Consider the following 3,821-nt stretch of genomic DNA (forward strand, 5'->3'; position numbering starts at 1 on the left):
AGGACCTCGATGAGGACCTGCTGCTGTTCGGGGCGGGCAGCGGCATCACGCCGGTGATGTCCATCCTCAAGTCGGCGCTGGCCCGCGGGACCGGCCGCATCGTGCTGGTCTACGCCAACCGCGACCACGAGTCCGTGATCTTCGCCGGCGAGCTGCGCGACCTGGCGGACAAGCACCCGCAGCGACTCACCGTGATCCATTGGCTGGAGTACCTCCAGGGCTTGCCGACGGCCGACGCGCTGGCCACCCTCGTCGCCCCGTATCGCGGCTACGACGCGTTCATGTGCGGCCCGAAGCCGTTCATGGACCGGGTGCACGACGCGCTCGCGCAACTGGGCGTGCCGCGCACGCGCACGCACGCCGAGGTCTTCAACTCGTTGGCAGGCGACCCGTTCGCCGATCAGGCGCCGGTCGAGGTCTCCGACGAGGAGGCGGCCGACGCGGCGACCGTGGAGGTCGAACTCGACGGCGAAGTGCACGAACTGAAGTGGCCGCGCAAGCAGACGCTGGTGGACATCATGCTGGCCAAGGGATTGGACGTGCCCTATTCCTGCCAGGAAGGCGAGTGCGGTTCGTGCGCGTGCACGGTGCTGGAGGGCAAGGTCGAAATGGACAACGCCGAAATTCTCGACCCGGAGGATATCGAGAACGGCTACATCCTCGGCTGCCAGGCGCATCCGGTGACCGACCACCTGAAGATCCAGTTCTGAGCGAGACAGTATTTCCAACGCGATTTTGCGTTACCTGAGACAGCGGCATTTGCCGATCGATCGCGGGCGCCTATCGCGCGCGGTACTCGGCCCGCATCTCGGGCGGTAGATGCTCGGTCGCGTAGCTCAACGCGGTGCGCCCCATGGCCGGGGCGTGCCGGTCGAGGAATCCGGTCAGCAGGGCGCGATCGACGCGCTTGCCGACTTCGCGCAGCATCCAGCCCAGCGCCTTCTGGATCAGGTCGCGCCGGTCGTCGAGCAGCAGTTCCGCCAAGGCGAAGGTGGTCGAGGCGTCACCCGCCTTGATGAACGCGAAAGTGGACAGCAACGCCACCCGCCGCTCCCACAGCGACTCGGTACCCGCCAGCTCGAACAGCAGATCGCGCGGTTTGTCCAGCAACCACGGACCGACGATGTTCTCCGCCGACACGTCCACCAGATCCCAGTTGTTCACCCGTCCGCGGCGCACTGCCGCCAGATACAGCCGCACCATGGCGGCGCGGGCGGCGTCGTCGAAAGAGCGCGGCTGCGAAGCCCTGGCGAATCGCGCGTTCAGGATCACCAGCGCCGCGAAACGGTCCTCGTGCACGTCGCTGTCGAGCAGCCGGTCGATCTCGTCGAGCGGAAGCGCCGCGAAACGCTTGGCGACCCGGCGGCTGGCAGGCACCCGGATGCCGAGGAACACGTCACCCTCGCCGTATTCACCGGGCCCGGTCTTGAAGAACCGCTGCAAGTGGGCCGCGCCGGCCGGATCGGCCAGTTCCCGCAGCGCCGCCCGCACGTCGTCCGCGGTCACCGAGTCGGTCATCGCGCCATGCTCCTGTTCCGAAATGCTCTCCGCTCCGACTGCGCCACGCCTTCGGCGAAGTCCGCACCGCACTCGGTGGTGTCGGTCGTCAGCACGGCGGACGCGGTGCCGAACAGCGGTTACCCTTGCGCACCCAGCACGCGGCCGGACTCGAAGGCTGCCGCGCTGGCGGGCAGCGCACCGGGCCGACCGCTGTTGAGCACCCGGATCACTCCCGTGCCCGTGGTCGGGCGGCCCAGCGCATCGATGCGCCGGATGGTCTGCGCGGCGACGGCTTGCGCGCTGTCGAACAGACGGACGCCGTTGGGCAGCGCGGCCACGATGGCGTCGGTCACCAGCGGGTAGTGCGTGCAGCCGAGCACCACGCCCTCCACACCGGGCGGCGTCCGCTCCGCCGCGCCGGCGATCGCCTCGTGGGCGGCCGCGAGATCGCCCCGGTCGATCGCGTCCGCCAACCCGTGGCACGCCACCCCGACCACGTCGGCGTCGCCGCCGAATTTCGCGATCAGATCGGCCTGATACCGGCTCGCCGTGGTCGCCGCGGTGGCCCAGACCGCCACCGACCGGCACACGGCCGCCGCGGGCTTGATAGCGGGCACCGTGCCGATCACCGGAACGTCGGGGCCCACATCCGCGCGCACGTGTTCCAGCGCCGTCACGCTGGCGGTGTTGCAGGGAAGGACGATCACCTCCGCGCCCGAACGCAACGAGGCCCGCGCGGCGTTCACCACCCGCTCGACCACCCAGTCCTCCGGCTTCGGCCCCCACGGCGCGCCATCCGGGTCCAGTTGCAGCAGCAGATCCACATCGGGCCGCAACTTGCGCAACCAGGCGGCGGTGGGCAGCAACCCCAAACCCGAGTCGATGAGCGCGACGATCACCGCACCACCGTATTACAGCCCCATGACACCCCCGCACACCCTGCGCGCCCCCACGCACGCCCCGCAACTGCCGCGAGGCAGGCCCCCGTCCCGCCCCGGGCGAGAGTAACTCGCCGCACCGCCGCCGTCGTCCACTGTGGGAACTCGACGCCCGCACCGAACAAGTCGCTGTCGAGGGCCGGGGCCCACTCTGCCGCCACCGGTTCTCCGTCACGACTTGGCGCGCGTTTCAGCTGGGCGCGAGCAACTCCGTAACCGGAGCACCGGAGGCGATCTTCGCGCGGGCCTTCATCACCTGGGCCGTCATGCCCGCGCCGACGACGCCGGTGAGGTTGCCGCCCTGGGAGTAGTAGGCGAGGAATTTGCGGCCGTCGTCGGAGGCGATGTGCACCTCGTCGGTCGCGCCGGGGGTGCCGAGAGCCTGGATCTTGACGTCGTACTGGTCGCTCCAGAAGTACGGAACGCGCGCCGCGGTGGGCGATTCGGCGCCCAGCAGCGCGCAGGCGACCAATTTGGCCTGTTCACCTGCGTTGGTCCAGTGTTCGACGCGCTTGCGCAATCCGGTCTCGTGCAACCAGGCCGCCACGTCGCCGACCGCCCACACGCCGTCGGCGGACGTCCGGCCCACCTCGTCGGCGAGCACACCGCCACCGGCCGACGGTTCGGCCAGCGCGATCCCGGAATCGCTCAGCCATTCGGTCACCGGCCGTGAACCCACTCCGATCACGACGAGGTCCGCGGCGATATCGGCGCCGTCGGACAGTCGCGCGCCGCGCACCCGTCCTGTCTCGTCGCCGAGGAGGGTGTCCACGCCGGTGCCGCAGCGCAGATCCACCCCTTCCGCGCGGTGCATGCGCGCGACCAGTCCGCCCACCGCTTCGCCGAGCACCGAGGCCAGCGGCGTCGCCTGCGGTTCGACGAGCACGACCTCGACTCCCGCCGCCCGGAAACTCGCGGCGAGTTCGCAGCCGATGAAGCCCGCACCGACGACGAGCGCCGTGCCCGCGCCGCGCAGATCGGCGCGCAAGGCGACGGCATCGGAATGTCCGCGCAACACGTGCACGCCGCGCAACGCGGGGAGGCCGGGCAGGCGGCGCGGACGCAGGCCGGTAGCGATGATCAACTGGTCGTAGTCCAGCGTGGTGCCGTCGGCGAGGCGGACGCGGTGCGCACCGGTGTCGACCCCGACGGCTTCGGCGCCCAGGCGCAGATCGATCTGCTTCTCGGCGTAGAACTCGCTCGGCCGCAACGTGGTGTCGTCGGTTTCGCCGCGCACGAACTGCTTGGACAGCGGCGGCCGGTCGTAGGGCAACCGCGACTCGTCACCGACGAGCACGAGTTCACCGGCGTACCCCGCGCGGCGCAATTCCTCCGCGGTGCGCAGGCCGGCGAGGCCTGCTCCGACGATCACGATCGGCGCGG

4 protein-coding genes are annotated in these 3,821 nt (G+C 70.3%); 1 reads left to right on the top strand and 3 read right to left on the bottom strand.

Features of this window, described 5'->3' with window-relative positions:
* The coding region (locus ON21_RS25935; protein WP_039801884.1) for a flavin reductase family protein at nt 1-710 on the top strand (710 nt) is incomplete at its 5' end.
* 70 nt (nt 711-780) lie between these two features.
* Here the strand turns inward: ON21_RS25935 and ON21_RS25940 are convergent.
* The 3 genes from ON21_RS25940 to ON21_RS25950 form a co-directional block, all read right to left on the bottom strand.
* A complete protein-coding gene (locus tag ON21_RS25940; protein ID WP_039801887.1) occupies nt 781-1,518 on the bottom strand; it encodes a DNA alkylation repair protein in 738 nt (245 codons plus the stop codon).
* Between the two features lie 119 nt (nt 1,519-1,637).
* Nucleotides 1,638-2,399 (bottom strand): glutamate racemase, encoded by a 762-nt coding sequence (locus ON21_RS25945; protein ID WP_039801889.1) that lies wholly within the window; start codon nt 2,397-2,399, stop codon nt 1,638-1,640.
* Nucleotides 2,400-2,628: 229 nt separating this feature from the next.
* The gene (locus ON21_RS25950; protein WP_051021357.1) at nt 2,629-3,810 is read right to left on the bottom strand and encodes an NAD(P)/FAD-dependent oxidoreductase; all 1,182 of its coding nucleotides are present in this window, start codon (nt 3,808-3,810) and stop codon (nt 2,629-2,631) included.
* Nucleotides 3,811-3,821 lie beyond the last annotated feature (11 nt).

Origin of the sequence: Nocardia araoensis NBRC 100135 (genome assembly GCF_000308435.1) — a bacterium.
In the GTDB taxonomy this organism is placed as follows: Bacteria; Actinomycetota; Actinomycetes; order Mycobacteriales; family Mycobacteriaceae; genus Nocardia; species Nocardia araoensis.